Annotated in this window: 11 protein-coding genes and 2 pseudogenes; 10 read left to right on the top strand and 3 right to left on the bottom strand. The window is 38.2% G+C overall.

Features of this window, described 5'->3' with window-relative positions; all coding sequences use genetic code 11:
* Positions 1 to 43 precede the first annotated feature (43 nt).
* Positions 44 to 1,453 (top strand): annotated as a pseudogene (gene mtbB / locus QEN48_RS07795) ([dimethylamine--corrinoid protein] Co-methyltransferase).
* Between the two features lie 334 nt (positions 1,454 to 1,787).
* Here mtbB and QEN48_RS07790 read toward each other — a convergent pair.
* A complete protein-coding gene (locus tag QEN48_RS07790) occupies positions 1,788 to 2,237 on the bottom strand; it encodes an RNA-binding protein (protein ID WP_280108336.1) in 450 nt (149 codons plus the stop codon).
* Positions 2,234 to 2,821: a 50S ribosomal protein L15e gene (locus tag QEN48_RS07785; RefSeq protein WP_280108335.1), complete on the bottom strand. Its 588-nt coding sequence runs from the start codon at positions 2,819 to 2,821 to the stop codon at positions 2,234 to 2,236. The genes QEN48_RS07790 and QEN48_RS07785 overlap by 4 nt, the downstream gene beginning before the upstream one ends.
* 326 nt (positions 2,822 to 3,147) lie before the next feature.
* Between QEN48_RS07785 and QEN48_RS07985 the strand changes: the two are divergent.
* From QEN48_RS07985 to ahbD, 9 genes and pseudogenes are all read left to right on the top strand, one after another.
* Positions 3,148 to 3,339: pseudogene (locus QEN48_RS07985) on the top strand (RNA-guided endonuclease TnpB family protein); the annotation flags it as partial.
* 96 nt (positions 3,340 to 3,435) lie between these two features.
* Positions 3,436 to 4,383 carry a hypothetical protein gene (locus tag QEN48_RS07780; RefSeq protein ID WP_280108334.1) on the top strand — a complete coding sequence of 316 codons (948 nt, stop codon included), beginning with the start codon at positions 3,436 to 3,438 and terminating at the stop codon, positions 4,381 to 4,383.
* Positions 4,384 to 4,614: 231 nt separating this feature from the next.
* Positions 4,615 to 6,009 carry a deoxyribodipyrimidine photo-lyase gene (locus QEN48_RS07775; RefSeq protein ID WP_280108333.1) on the top strand — a complete coding sequence of 465 codons (1,395 nt, stop codon included), beginning with the start codon at positions 4,615 to 4,617 and terminating at the stop codon, positions 6,007 to 6,009.
* A 96-nt stretch (positions 6,010 to 6,105) separates the two neighbouring features.
* Entirely contained in the window at positions 6,106 to 6,579 is a 474-nt protein-coding gene (locus tag QEN48_RS07770; protein WP_280108332.1) for a ferritin family protein, read from the top strand.
* Positions 6,580 to 7,317: 738 nt separating this feature from the next.
* Complete coding sequence (gene argB / locus QEN48_RS07765) at positions 7,318 to 8,196, top strand: acetylglutamate kinase (protein WP_280108331.1); 879 nt, start codon at positions 7,318 to 7,320, stop codon at positions 8,194 to 8,196.
* A gap of 92 nt (positions 8,197 to 8,288) precedes the next feature.
* Positions 8,289 to 9,500, top strand: coding sequence for a TIGR00300 family protein (locus tag QEN48_RS07760; RefSeq protein ID WP_280108330.1), 1,212 nt, complete (start codon positions 8,289 to 8,291; stop codon positions 9,498 to 9,500).
* Between the two features lie 270 nt (positions 9,501 to 9,770).
* Positions 9,771 to 11,597: an archaeosine synthase subunit alpha gene (arcS, locus tag QEN48_RS07755; RefSeq protein ID WP_280108329.1), complete on the top strand. Its 1,827-nt coding sequence runs from the start codon at positions 9,771 to 9,773 to the stop codon at positions 11,595 to 11,597.
* Positions 11,598 to 12,632 (top strand): archaeosine biosynthesis radical SAM protein RaSEA, encoded by a 1,035-nt coding sequence (locus QEN48_RS07750; protein WP_280108328.1) that lies wholly within the window; start codon positions 11,598 to 11,600, stop codon positions 12,630 to 12,632.
* Positions 12,633 to 12,653: 21 nt separating this feature from the next.
* A complete protein-coding gene (gene ahbD / locus QEN48_RS07745; RefSeq protein WP_280108327.1) occupies positions 12,654 to 13,679 on the top strand; it encodes a heme b synthase in 1,026 nt (341 codons plus the stop codon).
* An 89-nt stretch (positions 13,680 to 13,768) separates the two neighbouring features.
* On the opposite strand, the gene tgtA is transcribed toward ahbD, so the two are convergent.
* On the bottom strand, positions 13,769 to 15,253 hold the full coding sequence (gene tgtA / locus QEN48_RS07740) for a tRNA guanosine(15) transglycosylase TgtA (RefSeq protein ID WP_280108326.1): 1,485 nt from the start codon (positions 15,251 to 15,253) through the stop codon (positions 13,769 to 13,771).
* Positions 15,254 to 15,409 lie beyond the last annotated feature (156 nt).

Below are 15,409 nucleotides of genomic sequence, written 5' to 3'. Positions count from 1 at the left end.
AAGATAGATTCAAATCCCTAGACAAGATAAGAGGTTTAAATTTATGACTAAATATCAAACCAATATGGGTGACGGTGCCTCCATCGAAATGACAAAAGAAGAGATGAGAGACGAACTCGATAAAGGTACAGCAGCCGCTGCAGAACAAGCAGACATTCCACAACTATCAGATGATGAATTAGATCACTTACTATCAATACTAACAGAACCAGGTAAAGTTGTCGGAGTAGAAAAAGGAAACGAAGTAGTATTCACACACGACATAGGAACACTCAGACTAATGGGAGACCAAGGAAACAGCGGAGTCGGAATCCCACTCTCAAGAGAACAAGGAGTAAAAGTACACGAAAGAGCATTTGCCGCAGACACAATGGAACTCGGACACATAGACTACAGCTACAAACCAACAAAACCAATCATAGCACAAGAACAACAAACACTAGAAAACATACTACTCTCAACAATAGTACCAATATTCTACGGCGCAATGCCAAACCTAGGCACATACTACACACCAGACGGACCATTCGAAAACCCAAACAACCTCATGGCCGAAGGAAACATGATGGAAGCACTAGAATCCCAAGAAAACGCAGTAGACCAAGCCATAGAAGACATAGGATACATAGCCAAAAAACTAGGAAAACTAGGACTAGACGGCCTAAACCTAGACACATCAGGAGCAGCAGGAGACCCAGACCTAAAAGCATCACTCGAAATAACAGAAAAACTAAAATCAAACCCAGCAACAGAACACATAACAGTAGAAATAGGAATGGCAGCCGAAAACGTCCTCGGAATGCACGGCGGCCTAAAATACAACGGCGAAACACTCGCCGGAATGTGGCCACACCAACTCTGCGGCCTAGTTGAAGAAGCCGGTGGAGACATATTCGGACCAGTTGTAAACACAAACGCAAGCGAAACACTACCATGGAACCTTGCCAGAGCTGTAACATTCGTAAAACTAACAATGGACGAAGCAAACATCCCAATTCATGTTAATATGGGTATGGGTGTTGGTGGTATACCGATGTTTGAGACTCCGCCAGTAGAAGCAGTCACACGGGCTTCTAAAGCTATGGTTGAGGTTGCTGGAGTAGACGGTATATAGGTAGGAGTCGGAGACCCAGTAGGAATGTCCCTCGCCCACTACGCCGCATCAGGCCTAGGTGGATTAAGAACCTCTGGAGATCTAGTCTCAAGAGTAATGATGAACAAAAACACAGACATCGATGAATCCAAACAATACGTCGCAGACAAACTCGATGTCTCCGTCGCAGACCTATCCGACGTCTTCGTGATGAGAGAACTACGAGAAGACATGGACATAGGCGTAATCACATCCGTACCAGGATGCGCAAAAGGAATAGAAGCCAAAGCAAGAATCGCCAAAGTCCTCGACCTAGAAATACCATCCGTCAAAAGACTCGAAGACAAACTCGAAATCTAAAACAAAAAACAAAAAAAAGAATCTGGAATTAACCTCCAGATTCCCCAATTCCCTTTTTTTAACTATTTTTAAATTATTTTATACTAAAAGCTATTTAATATAAATTATTAAAAACTCTTCAAATAACGCATACAATATTTTTATCTTAACTCAGGGCTAAGACCTCTCCTCTTCAGGTAGAGGATGATTTCACATCTACTCTATTTTAATAAAGAATGTAAAAAAAATAATCCAACTCAATACAACCTGTTTAATAGGTATGTGGGGTATGTTATCCATCAAAGATTTATCTTATATTCTCTTTAAGATGGATTGATAAAAGAAGAGAAAGGATTTAACTCCAGTCTTCTTGGAATAGTGTTTTGCCTATATCTATTGCTTTCTGTTTTTTTGCTGGGTATGCGGCTATTTTGAATCTAATGTTGATCGAGTTTCCGGTGTTTGTTAATGAAAATTTTTCTTTGTATGCATCTTGTTTGTTGAATCTTAGATATAGGTTGCAGTCTTCATCTGTACGTCTTTCTATCTGTTTCTCTAGTTCTTTTATTTGAGCTTCAGTTAAAGAAGTTTTTATTTGATGAATTAAATCTCTGATTTCTCTGCTTTTCTCGATTTTGCTTCTAAATAGATTTATTTTGTTACCGAAGTTTCCCTCAAGTTCTTGAGACTCAATATCTGTTTCAGGTGGTAAAAATAGATTTAATGCTTTTTTGACCTTCTCATCCGATTCAGTTGTATATGAGAAGGCTCTTAGCATTACGTAATGAACAGGTATCTCACTCAATTACCTTTGCCCTCGTTGCTCCTTATACTTGGTCTTGTTTTTTCAGTGCCCTTACCTCTTTTAGAGAGACCTCTTCCATCCTTACCTGCAGTTGTTAATCCTCTGTAGGCTCTGTTTTTATGCTTGTCACTGCATATCCAGTTTATGTCTGAATCGTTTTTTATTGCTGGGTGGTGTGGATCAACCATTATAACTTCATACCATTTTTGACGACCATCTTCACCAACCCAATAACTAGCAAGGACCCGTAGGTTTGGGAATTTCCTACTAGTTCTTTCTTCAGCTATCCTTTGAAGGCTTTTACCAGGCGTGATTTTCTCCGAACCCATTTTACTTGGTTTACGGCCTTTTTTAAACCTTGATTTTCTCCTAGTCCCTCTTCTAACCTTAGACCTAGCAATAACAAAACCTTCTTTAGCTTTATACCCAAGTTTCCTCGCTTTATCAAGCCTAGTTGGCCTCTCAACTCTCTTAATGGTGGATTCCCTACGCCACTTCTGCAATCTCTCCCACATCAACTCTCTCGTGTATCCTTCCCTTGGTTCCTTCCATGCATCCCTAATAAATGAGTACATTGATTTCATCTTAAGCTCTCCATATCAAAAATGAATATTAAATTAAAGCCCCTTTATGTTATTAAAATTTATCATCTACCCTGCAACTAAATATGTTAACACAAAAACTCCCCATAACATACTTTAGAGATAAAAGGACATCCGGATTAATAAACTTACATCAACATAAAACCAATGTAAAAATCTCTTTTTTAAAAAAACCAATACCAAATAATAAACCAAAATAACCTTCTAGTCAAAAAAAATCATTACAACTGGGAATCTCTCCACATTCATAGCCACGGTTGGGGTTGGATGCTTGCGTAACATCTTTAGGTGAGCAGTCTCTATATACTGACAACGCCGACAAGAACGGTGCGCTGAATATTGGCAAACGAGCCTTGGGCAAGTTCTCGAAACCGCTGTCCGAGGCGGGGGCTGTACTGGCACAGCCCAAAACGCAGGTCATCGTCCAACGTGACGACGAACCTGCGAACCTCTCCGTATCCGTGGGTTCAACCCCCAGTGGGGGAACCCCACGGCTTTAGCCGTAGGAGGATGTCAGCACAATAAAAAACATTCCAATTAATTTGAGAAGAATAAAGATTGGGTTGATATAGTTTTAAAAACATATTACTAATGGGATGTCTAACTCAAAGTGGAGAAATATATTAGTTTTATTTGTTGCATTGGTTTTAGCAATATCTGCAACAGGTTGTTTAGAAGAAGAGACAATGGATGAAGCTCTTGAAGTCAATGAAATATTTATTGAACAAGCAATGGCTCTATCGAATGAAGAATTTACTATTGAAGCCAGTGTTACAAATACAGAAAACAGAACTGGAGACTACACAGTGATTCTAGAGAAAGAAGATGAGGTAATAAAAACCTCAACAATTTCATTATCACCGGGTGAAACCAAGTCAATTACATTTGAACATAAAATAACTGAGACTGGTCTATACAACCTCACCATAGGAAACCAATCAACAGAGATAAGAATTGTGGAAGGTGAAATAGAAACACTCGATGACATAAAAACACTTGAATTCAAGACAACTATAAATGATTCCAACAAGACACACGTAATGATCGAAGACCCTGCAACTGAAGAACTAAAAATCAAAATAAACATTGAAGACCAAGACATAACCGGAATTCTAAACCTCGAAGACAACGTCGTTGAAATAAGTTCTGGAGCCTTAAGCCTCGAATCACAGGTTGATTTAGATGAAGTGGAAGATATAGAAGATTTAATTGAGGTTTTTGAGGACTTTCAAACTTTATTTGGTTTTTTTGGTGGATTTGAAACTCAGTTTGATGAATTTGACAATATCTCTAACATAGATATGAACGAAACAAATGACTTGATAAATGAAACAGAGCTAAATCAAACAGATTTAAACCAATCAATAGAAGAAACATTAAATAAATTTGTTGAAGAGTTCAGTTATGAATTATTCAATGCTGAAGACCCCTACGATATAGAAGAGATATCATTCAAATGCCCATCAACTGAAACTGAAGTCAAGATATTTGACATAAAAGTGAACGAAGGACTACCAGAAAACACATTTACTGTATATGCCTAAAACTCAACTACGCTCACTTCTGACTACATCGCATGGATGGCCAGATATTTTTCCAAAAAACCTCATAAAAATATAAGGTTTAAGAAATATTGAAAAGAAAAAACATTGTTTAAACAGTTTTCTTTTAGATAGTTAGGTAGGGTTTTTAGTTATTTTATTTTAACTAAGGTCTAAGACCTCTCCTCTTCTGGGAGAGGGGGTTGTCACTTTGGTAGAAGTTGGTTGGTTTTGATGGTTTGTATTGTTTGGTTGAGGCGTGAACTACGTTTAAAAGATAATAAAGCTTTAATTAAAGTATCTAGTGATTTTGATGAGGTAATACCGCTTTATATTGTGGATAAAGATATTTTTAGAAATAATGAGATAAGGCCTGGAATTAAAAGAGCTTTTTTCTGGCAAAACTCTCTTGATGAGTTATTTAGTGATTTTAAGGAATTAGGTGGCTTAGTTATCCGGGAGGGTAAGCCTAAAAATGTTTTAAGAAAGTTGGTTAGGGATTTTGATGTAGAAGCTATTTATTTGAATAGAGATTACACTCCTTACGCAAGAAAAAGAGATCAAGAGATAGATAAAGAGCTTAATGTAGATATTAAGAGTTTTAAAGACCTAGTTTTTCATGAGAAAAGAGAGATTTTAACAAATTCAGAAACGCCATATAAAGTATTTAGTTATTATTATAGAAAATGGAGAGATTTAGAAAAGGAAATACCTCAGACGAGGAATTGTTTTTCAATTCCAAAAATTGATTCAGAGAGTCCTCCATCCTTGAGTGAACTCGGTTACAGCAAAAACAGTTTAAATAAATTTTTGGATAAACAGCCATTTCAGGGAGGTCGGTCGGAAGCACTTTCTTGGCTAGATAGGTTTAAAGAAAAAGTTGATGACTATAGTGAATATCGAGATTATCCATCTAAAAAATATACCTCGATGTTGTCACCACACCTAAAGTTTGGAACAATATCGATACGAGAAGCATACTGGATAGATACTCTAGATTCTGAGGGACTTGATGAATGGAGACGGCAGTTATGTTGGCGTGATTTTTATTTTCAACAACTTTGGAACTGGCCAGATATGCCTGAAGTTCCACTTAAAAACAAGTATATGGATATCGATTGGGAAAAACGTCCGGATGAATGGATTGATTTTAAAAAAGGTGAAACAGGTTTTCCGTTAGTAGATGCAGGAATACGTCAACTACTAAAAACTGGGTGGATGCACAACCAGCCTAGAATGGTTGTTGCTGCTTTTGCATCTAAAGACCTTCATGTAGATTGGCGTAGTTTAGATAGTTTTTTTAAGAAACATTTTATCGATTTTGAAAGGTCTTCAATGACAGGTGGGATACATTGGTGTTACTCAATAAGCTCCGACTCACAACCTTATTTTAGGGTTTTCAATCCAAAAACCCAATCGGAGAAATATGACCCAAAAGGTAAATACATAAAGTCTTTTATACCGGAACTACAGGATGTTCCAACTGAATATATACACGATCCTAGTGAGATGCCGAAAGACATACAGAAAAAAGTTGGATGTATAATCAATAGAGATTATCCTCCACCAATACTAGATCACAGTGAGAGGCGGGAAAAAGCAATAAAAAAATATGAATCTGTCGACTAATTATTCGGTTTGTGGATAGAGTTATTAACCTTAAATATATAGTTAACTAGTATGTTTATGGAATATAGGTGTAACATTTGTGGAGAAACCTCATTGATGGATGGTAAACCAGGTCACTGTCCTTTTTGCGGAGCTCCAGAAAAATACGTTAAAGAACTAGATAACTACGATAGGTTGATGGCTGATGAAGTGAGTGATGTTTCTAGAAAGAACATAAAGGAAGCTATTCAACTTGAAATAGATAACGCTAAGTTCTATGCCTGTGCTGCACGTAAAACAGAAGATGAAAACGAAGCTTCAGTATTCAAAAGGCTTGGAAAAGTTGAAGCAGAACACGCAGAAGCACTGGCTGAACTAATCGATATAGAGGAAGAAGAAATCCCCACATACGAGGATTGTTATTCAGAAGCAAAAGAAAACTACAAAATGGCACATAAAAGAGAAACAAACGCAATAAAAGAATACAGACAGTTCGCAAAAGAAGCTGAAGAACCAGAGATCGAAGAGTTTTTCACAGCTCTAGCAGAAATCGAACAAACCCATCTAGACCTCTCAGATAGGAAAATCTAAATTAAAAAACATAAACACCAGTCCCTATCAAGCAATAAAATAGGTGAAGTTTAGTGGAAATAACCTAAAGAACTGTCTTTTCTAAATAACGGTTATTATAAATCAAGGGAAAAGGAGGTATGGGTTAAGGTAAATCAGAAAACTCCATTTGTTTTTTCTGAAAATAAATATCTTTAGATATATTGCTTGGGGTGATGACCTGGGTGATGACCTCAATACCCCTAATCTTTATTTTTTAGGGCCGGGAGGGGTCAATTATCTTAAAGCAGGCTTTAAGGCCCTCTTCGTTTACGGAGGGGACTGCAGCTCGATAGTAAAAAGTTAAGTGGTCTGAACATACATATCTATTTGGCAGTTGGTTGAGTGGTCTGCCTTTTAAACAAAAAGCAACTCGATAGTGTTTCAAGGGATATTGTCTATAGCTTGAGACCGATATCGAAAAGATGTATTAGGTAACTCCCGATCTAGAACATTTGTGTTCTATGGAAGGGTCTGGTGGTAGTGGTAGTGTGAAGGCTACCTGAGATGAATAAGGGAAACCTATCACGAGTATGATATATAGGTTTCTACCTTAATCCAAATTTCTCTCAGAGTATAGTTCCATGTTGATTAGGTTTGTGAGAGAAGCATGATGTTATAGCAAACTCCCTCTGGGATAAGGTCGCATGGAAGCCTCTCCTCTTTAGGGAGGGGTCACTTCATGTATATTTATATGGCATGTGTTGTTGAGGTTTTTGTATGAAACGTGAAAACATTCTTGTTGAGGCTTTACCTTATATTCGTAATCTTCATGGATCTAAGATTGTGGTTAAGTGTGGTGGCCATGCAATAGTTAATGAAGAGAGTATGGAGAATATAATTAAGGATATTGTTTTGTTGAGGTATATTGGTGTTGAGACTATTTTGGTGCATGGTGGGGGTCCGGAGATAAGTAGGGTAATGAATGAACTTGGGATAAAGCCTCAGATTGTTGATGGTCTTAGAGTGACCGATGAGAGAACTATGGAGGTTGTTAGGATGGTTCTCATTGGGAATGTGGGTACAGAGCTTGTTTCTAAGATTGGTAGTTATGGGGGTAAAGGTATAGGTCTATCTGGAAAGGATGGACGGCTTTTTACAGCTAAGAAGAAGGGTAAGAAGAAAGTTGTAGTTGAGGATGTTGAAAAAGAAATCGATTTGGGTTATGTTGGTGAGATTGAAAGTGTTGATCCTGAGATGATAGATGTTGTTTCTTCAAAAGGATATATCCCTGTTATATCTCCAATTGCTGTTGATGAGGAAGGGCGTTCGTTAAATGTTAATGCTGATACTGTTGCTGGTGAGATAGCTATCAGTATTGGTGCTAAGAAACTGATGATGATGACTAATGTTGATGGAGTGATGAGAGATCCTGAAGACAAAGAAACTATTTTCTCAAAAATGACACCTGAGTATGCTGAAGACTTAAAAAAAGAAGGAGTTATCGAGGGTGGGATGATTCCGAAGGTAGATTCTTGTGTTAGAGCCGTAGAGGGTGGTGTTGAAAAAACCCATATAATCAACGGTGAAAAACCACATTCACTTTTACTTGAATTGTTCACGGATGAGGGTGTTGGAACAATGATACATAAAGGCTGACACCCTTTTTTTTTAATAAATTATGGAAAACTTTTTATTTATCCTGTTTTTTTCCGTTGGTTTTATCTAAACGACCTATCTATTTTTTGGTAATGTCTATAAGAGAGATTGAGCTTGAAGGCCATATAATTGATTCAATGACGTTGCCCAAGGTTTTTGACTCCATAATAGATATGGGTGGGGATTTCGAGGTTCTTGAGTTTGATATAGGTAAACATAAAACAGATAAGAGTTTTACTCGGATTCAGATTGAGGGTAGAGATGAGGACCATCTTGATAGTATAATGAGTGAGATCCATAGGCATGGTGCCACTTTACCGGAGATTATGGATGTAGAGTGGGAAGAAGCACCTTCTGATGTGTCTCTTCCAGACAATTTCTACTCCACAACCAATCACCAGACATATGTGCGGCATGGTGGTCGGTGGGTTGAGGTAAAGGACATTGAGATGGATTGTGTTGTAGTTTTGAAGGGAGATGAAGCATTTTGTAAACCAATTTCCCATGTCAGAGAGGGGGATAGGGTTGTTGTTGGAGAGAAAGGTATTAGGGTTACACCACCTGAAAGACCTAGAGAAAAATCTGTTTTTGAGTTCATGGGAAGTCATGTGTCCTCAGAAAAACCATCGGACACATTGATTGAACAGGTTTCAAAGGAGATTAGAGATACCAAAAAAGATGGTGGTAAAATTGGTTTTGTTTTAGGTCCTGCAGTGCTTCATACAGGTTGTTCTGAAGAGATATCGACTTTAATTCGTGAAGGATATGTTGATGTGATTTTCGGTGGAAACGCGATAGGGGTACACGATGTTGAGAGAGCAATGTATGGGACCTCTTTAGGTGTTGATTTATGTGAGGGACAACCAAGGCCTGATGGACATAAAAACCATCTCTACGCTATAAGTGAGGTTGTAAAATCTGGGTCAATTCGTCAGGCAATCGAGGATGGTAAAATACAGAGCGGGATAATGTATGAATGTGAAATGAATGATGTTCCATACATACTAGCAGGATCGATTAGAGATGATGGACCACTTCCTGAAGTTATAACGGATACAATAAAAGCACAGGAAGCTATGAGGGAGAACATAAAAGACCTTGATTTAGTGATAATGATGGCTACTATGCTCCACTCCATAGCAACAGGTAACATACTTCCATCACACGTTAAAACAATATGTATCGATATAAACCCGGCAACTGTAACAAAGTTGATGGATAGAGGTACAGCACAAGCAATGGGGATAGTTACAGACGTAGGGACATTCATACCCCGTTTAACCAACAATATACTGAATAAATGACTTTTTTTGGGAAAGAGTCAGAATCAATCGCTCTAAACCCTTTTATTTTTCTTTATCGTTGTTTTTCGTCTTTGGGTGGTAAGACTCTGTGTTTAAGCTCGGAGATGTCACCTATTTTAGCTGAATAAAAAAACTTAACTCTCTTGGGGGTGAGTAGTTGTGTCACTGGAAAGTTGTTTAGGGCTTGGGGACTTTTATATTATGTGTGTTAGGTTAGACATGGTTGGCTTAGGTAATTGATTTTAGTTTGTTTTTTTGAGATAGGATAATATGAGTTATTTTGAAAGTGTTACTAGAGATGGTCCAGGAAGGATTGGTGTTTTAAAGTCGGGTAGTTTTAAGTTGGAAACTCCATGCCTGCTTGATATAGAAGCGGATGTACTTGATTTAGGGAGTTCTTGGGTTTCTAATGGTTTTTTAAATAACCAAGATAGTATTGAAAACCCGGATATAGTGGTGCCTCTATCTAAGCGTTGTCCACCAAGTGTTGACATGGATTTTGCAGAATATCTTGGTGAAGAAAATTATCGTTTGGTAGATGAATTCGATGAAGAATCTTTCGATTCATTGGTGATGCCTGTTGTTGGGGGTGGGAGATATAAAAACCATAGAGAGAGGTTTGGATATCAGTTTTCAGAGTACCACTCAGTTTTGTTAGACATGGTTGGTGATTTGTATATACCTCATGAACTTTTAGATGTAGTTTTATCGGTAAAAAAAGGGGTTGGGTTTGATACAGCTGTTTACGCTCCAGCCATTGCAACACCACCGTTAATTCCAATAATGGTGTATATGGGTGTAGATCTATTTGATAGTTATCGAGCGCTTGAATGTTCAATGGATGATGTTTTTTTCACAACCTCCGGTAGTCAGAGGCTAGAACAACTTAGTGAAACACCATGCCAATGTAATGTTTGCTTGGAACACGACATAGATTCGATAAATGAGATGTCTGGAGATATCCGTCAAAACAATATTTACCAACACAACATAGCTATGTTGAAAGGAGAGTTAAAGAGTACTAGAAACGCCATACAGAGAGGTTTATTGAGAGAGTATGTTGAACAAAGAGTCAAATCCAAACCTAATTTAACTGCCCTGTTACGTAAACTAGATTTTGATTACCCTGATTTTTTAATGAAACAGACAGCCAGTTATAGAAGATACAGACTTTATGCAAATAATTATGAATCACTGGAAAGGCCAGAGATAAAAAGATTCATCAAAAGAGTTAAAAATAGATATAGTCCACCAGGTTCAGATGTTGCTGTAATATTACCGTGTTCTGCAAAAAAACCATACTCAAAATCCAAGTCACATGCAATATATCGCCGTGGAACCAAAGGAAGAGGAGATGAAGTTATTTTAACATCCCCACTCGGTTTAGTACCCCGTGAACTGGAGGTTGTATATCCCGCCCAACACTACGACCTACCTGTTACGGGTGTTTGGAGTGAAGATGAGAAAAAATTGATAAGAAATTGCTTTAAACATTATTTCTCCTTACATCAATACGAAAAAATAGTTGTACATCTGGAGGGTGAGATGGCAGAGCTATGTAAAGAGGTATTAGATCCTTTATGCAAAACTGAATTAACAACACCTAACCGAGACCCAAGATCCAGTGAATCGATTAAAAATCTAGATAAAGCTCTTAATGGATATCCAAAAAGAACCAATAGATTTAGAGACATGGTTAAGTCTATTACTGACTACCAATTTAGGTTAGGACTTGGAAACCGTTTATTAGAGGGTGCTGAGGTTAAGGGAAGTTTTCCAAAACTACGGGTTATAGGTAGCGATGGAACACAATATGCAACACTCGTCCCCCAATACGGAATGATTGCATTAACGATAGAGGGTGTCAAAAAAGTTGAACCAACAGACTACTTCATTGAAATTGGAGATTTCTATCCTAAAGGATCTCTATTAGCTCCTGGAGTAATAAACGCTGGAAACCTGATTAGGCCAAACGATGAAGTATGGTTCAAAGGCTCTAAAGCTATAGGGGTTGGCCGGGCAGAGATGTCAGGACAAGAAATGATAAATTCAGAAAGAGGAATCGCAGTGAAAATAAGACATGTGGAGGAACTATAGATGACGAAACCACTTGAAAGAATGATGAGTAGTATACGGAACAGCAACCTGCCCACAAAAAACGATCCAGAAAAACCTGTAGCAGTATGGAAAGATAAAGCAAGGAACAACGGTCGGCCCATAAACTGCTTGAACATAATTTTAAGAACAACCGGATGTTCATGGGGGAGGGAATCAGGTTGCTCAATGTGTGGCTATATCTATGACTCGGCGGAAAAAACAACTGTAAAAGATCTAAAAACACAGATAGACACCGCCTTAAAGAAACATGAACTCGAACCACCCATCTACATAAAAATATTCACATCAGGGTCATTTCTAGATGAAGAAGAGGTTCCAATACAAGCCAGAAAATACATACTTCAAAAAGTATCGGAAAAAGAACCGGAAATACTTGGAGTTGAAAGTAGACCCGAATTCATAAAAAAAGAAAAAATAAAAGAAACAAAGGAATATATCCAGGAATTCGAGGTTGGCCTTGGAATAGAATCAACAAACAACCAAATACTCAACGAAATTATAAACAAAAACGCTACATACCAAGAATATAAATCAGCAATAAAAACAATTCAAAAATCAGGAGGCAAAGTCAAGGCATACCTCCTGCTAAAACCACCCCTACTAACCGAAAGAGAAGCCATAATCGACACAACCAACTCGATAGAAAAACTTGCCAAAAATGATGTTAATAAAATCTCAATAAACCCCTGCAATGTCCAGAGAGGAACATTCGTAGAACAACTATACAACAAAAACCAATACCGCCCACCTTGGCTTTGGAGCCTGTTAGAGGTGCTTAAAAAAACAAGTGAACAACCAACCGAAATAATAAGCGATCCAGTAGGTGGCGGTAAAGAGAGAGGAATACATAACTGTGGAGAATGCGACACACATATACTCAACACAATAAATCATTACTCACTTCACCAAGAAGAAAAATACCTCCATAAACCAAAATGTGACTGTAAAAACAACTGGCAAAAAACAATCGAGTACGAAGGTAAATCACATAAAATATATACAGGCTGTCGCTGAACAAAAAAGGATTTGAGAGCCATGAAAGACAATAGATACAAACCAATGTTAGTAGCATGGGAACTAACAAGGTCATGCAATCTTAAATGCAGCCACTGCAGAGCATCCTCAATATACAGTCCAGAACCTGATGAATTAACAACAAAACAAGCCAAAAAAGTAGTTGACGAAATAGCTAAAATCGGACATATACTCATATTAACAGGTGGAGAACCCTTAATACGTGACGACGTATACAAAATCAGTGATTACGCTGACAAAAAAGGTTTAAGAGTAGTATTAGCAACAAACGGCACCACATTAGATAAAAACAAAACCCAGAGATTAATCGATGCAGGAATACAGAGAATAAGCATAAGCATAGACGGCTCAAAACCTAAATCACACGACAATTTCAGAGGCATAGAAGGCGCATACAAAAAAGCAATTAATGGAATACAAATACTAAAAGAAATGAACATGCCCTTCCAAATAAACACAACGATAACACAGAAAAACGTTGATGAACTACCCAAACTAATAGAGATGTCAAACGAATTAGGAGCAAAAGCCCACCACATATTCATGTTAGTCCCAACAGGCAGAGGCGAAGACCTAAAAGGAAACGAAATAACTCCACAAAGATACGAAGAAATACTTGAATGGTTCTACAAAAAGGAATCTGAAGTAGATATGGAGCTAAAAGCAACATGCGCCCCCCACTACTACAGAATAATAAGCCAGAAAGGAGGTAAGTTCCAGAAAAAAGGCCTCGATATGAGAACCGGCGGATGCCTAGGCGGTAAAATGTTCTGCTTCATATCAAGAACCGGTGAAGTATATCCATGTGGATACCTACCAGTAACCGCTGGAAACGTACTTGAAGAAAAATTCACTAAAATATGGAGTAAATCCAAACTATTCCAAGACCTCCGCAACCCCAACAAACTAACTGGAAAATGTGGAGAATGTGAATACAAAAAACTCTGCGGAGGCTGTCGAGCAAGAGCCTACGCAGAAACCGAAAACTACCTATCAGAAGAACCCTACTGCATATACCAACCCTAAAACCCTCCCCAAACAAAAAAAAACGATGGATCTTATCCCCATATCTAAAATAACCTATAACCTAAGAAAACCTATATAAAACCCTTTTTTTAATCTATAACTGAATCCAGTTGGCTTGGCTCCAGATAACTAACACCATCCAACTCCCAAAGATAGTCTTTATAGACTGAACCCACTATATATATCTCTTCAAAGTTATCCCCATATACTTTCAGTACTTCCTCTATAGTTTTAACAGCCTGTTTATGTCTCCCGCTGTCAACATATGTTGGTACAAGTGACTGTCCAAATGGATACGTCCTTGAAAGTTCCTTAGGATAAACAAATGGAGGTTTCATCTCCATCACTTGAACCCCCCTATCTTCAATTTGATCCAATGTATCGATATCGAGGTCGTGGGGTATAAACAATAAAACCTCTCCCCCAAGCCTGTACCTCCCCACAGCTTCCTTATTCCTCATAACTTCAGGCCTGAACATTGATTCTTCCCCGGTATAAAAGAACGCGCTTTTCTTAGAGAAAGGAGTAACTTCCTCTATCCAATCACCATTCTCCAAACCCCATTTTAATGCAGAATGCAATCTTGGATGAGAACGCGCTCTCTCACTAGCTAGCTCCAACAACTCTCCCCTCCTTATAGCCTCCTTAACAACACGAAGCTCCCTAAAAGTTACATACAGGTTGTGTCTAGCAAGTAGTTCCGGCTCCATTAAATCATCCACACTGTTCCCATGACAAGCTGGACAGGAACAAGGCAAATACTCCATCTCCTTAACATTCCAGGTGCCTCGGTTGGTCAGATATCGATTTCTCTTAGCAAACAAAGCATATGCCGCTGAATCAAATAGATCACACCCTAAAGCTACTGCAACAGCGAAAACCATTGGATGTCCAGCTCCAAAAAGATGTACAGGGGCATTAAAAGGAATACCTGATTTAGAGGCAACTATAGCTTTAACAAGGTTCTCGAAATCATACTCCTCCATCATCGGTACAACACCACCAATGCAATACAAATCGAAACCGATCTCCGACATCTCCAAGGCAGATTTACGTCTTAAATCAAGGTATGTAGAGCCCTGAATCGGTCCAGCGATAACAGCATCATTAGCTCTAGCAACCTTAACACCCTCCCTAGCCCTCTGCAAAGTCACCTCTAAATCATTTTCAGCCCTCTCCCTTTCAACACCCGGTGGAGTAGGCAAGTCTAAAGGAACATGAATATCAGAGCCAATAGAATCCTGAAACTCAAGAATCTCTTCAGAACCAACCTCAACATCACCATAAACAGATAGTTGATAAGCCCCAGAATCAGTCATAACAGGTCCATCAAAATCAAGCAATGAATGAACACCATTCTCTACAGCTTTTTCATGAAGCCTTTCATTACGATAAATAATATACGAATTAGTAATCAAAATCTCAGCACCAAACTCCCGCATCTCATTAGGTGGAATAGTAAGAATACCAGGATTAATAACAGGCATTATAGTAGGAGTCTCAACCCTCCAACCACCCAAATCGATTCTACCAATCCTTCCAGCACCATCCTTCCGCTTAATTTCAAAATCCATCAAACAATACCTCCAAAACACAACAATACAGCCAAACCAATCAACACAACCATAACACAACCAAAAACATCTATATATAGACCTAAACACCCAATAGATTTAGGTTAAAGAAAAGAAATCAATTTGGCAGAAATATATTTCAACTAATAAAATCAT

The organism is Methanonatronarchaeum sp. AMET-Sl, from assembly GCF_029854155.1.
Taxonomy (GTDB): Archaea; Halobacteriota; Methanonatronarchaeia; order Methanonatronarchaeales; family Methanonatronarchaeaceae; genus Methanonatronarchaeum.
This window is presented reverse-complemented; position numbering and strand designations above follow the sequence as displayed.

Bases quoted from the DNA above. Each gene is read 5' to 3' on its own strand.
- QEN48_RS07770 (WP_280108332.1), top strand. From the start codon at position 6,106: ATGGATGGTAAACCAGGTCACTGTCCTTTTTGCGGAGCTCCAGAAAAA.
- QEN48_RS07760 (WP_280108330.1), top strand. From the start codon at position 8,289: ATGTCTATAAGAGAGATTGAGCTTGAAGGCCATATAATTGATTCAATG.
- QEN48_RS07750 (WP_280108328.1), top strand. From the start codon at position 11,598: ATGACGAAACCACTTGAAAGAATGATGAGTAGTATACGGAACAGCAAC.
- QEN48_RS07775 (WP_280108333.1), top strand. From the start codon at position 4,615: ATGGTTTGTATTGTTTGGTTGAGGCGTGAACTACGTTTAAAAGATAAT.
- QEN48_RS07785 (WP_280108335.1), bottom strand. From the start codon at position 2,821: ATGAAATCAATGTACTCATTTATTAGGGATGCATGGAAGGAACCAAGG.
- ahbD (WP_280108327.1), top strand. From the start codon at position 12,654: ATGAAAGACAATAGATACAAACCAATGTTAGTAGCATGGGAACTAACA.
- tgtA (WP_280108326.1), bottom strand. From the start codon at position 15,253: ATGGATTTTGAAATTAAGCGGAAGGATGGTGCTGGAAGGATTGGTAGA.
- argB (WP_280108331.1), top strand. From the start codon at position 7,318: ATGAAACGTGAAAACATTCTTGTTGAGGCTTTACCTTATATTCGTAAT.
- QEN48_RS07780 (WP_280108334.1), top strand. From the start codon at position 3,436: ATGTCTAACTCAAAGTGGAGAAATATATTAGTTTTATTTGTTGCATTG.
- arcS (WP_280108329.1), top strand. From the start codon at position 9,771: ATGAGTTATTTTGAAAGTGTTACTAGAGATGGTCCAGGAAGGATTGGT.